Consider the following 470-nt stretch of genomic DNA (forward strand, 5'->3'; position numbering starts at 1 on the left):
TCCCTCCGCAATGTGCCCAATTGCGCGCTGCTGAAATTCGTCGAGGGTAAAGGGACGACGCGCCATAAAAGCGTCAAGAATTTCTTGTCTAGTGTGAAGCGTTATTGGATCCATTATCTGAAGGTTCCTCGTCATCTACATCGATGTCGGTCCATTCGGAGGTCTGTATATCGGTCGATAAAAGCGGTTGATTATCTGGTAGAGAGGTCGGAGCAGCAAGCGGTGAAGGCGTCACCTCCTCCCCCTCAGTAGTAGCTCCATCAGAAGTTATTGCATCTGGACTCTCCAACGGGGATGCAGCAGCGTCATCAGTTGCGAGCCAATCCGGACGTTCTTTTTTCTTACGTTTGTCATGCACACGACAGATCTGAATCGCTATTTCCTGCAGCACTGTTAGTGTCAGAGCCAAAGCCGTCATAGAAATAGGGTCGCCACCAGGGGTGACGAAGGCCGCAAAACAGAATAATGCC

General features: G+C 50.6%; 1 pseudogene. It reads right to left on the reverse strand.

Annotated elements, in window-relative coordinates:
• Nucleotides 1–88: 88 nt before the first annotated feature.
• Nucleotides 89–470: pseudogene (locus J5M56_RS24995) on the reverse strand (hypothetical protein); the annotation flags it as partial.

The organism is Pseudomonas sp. 51_B (genome assembly GCF_017491595.1).
Taxonomy (GTDB): Bacteria; Pseudomonadota; Gammaproteobacteria; order Pseudomonadales; family Pseudomonadaceae; genus Aquipseudomonas; species Aquipseudomonas promysalinigenes.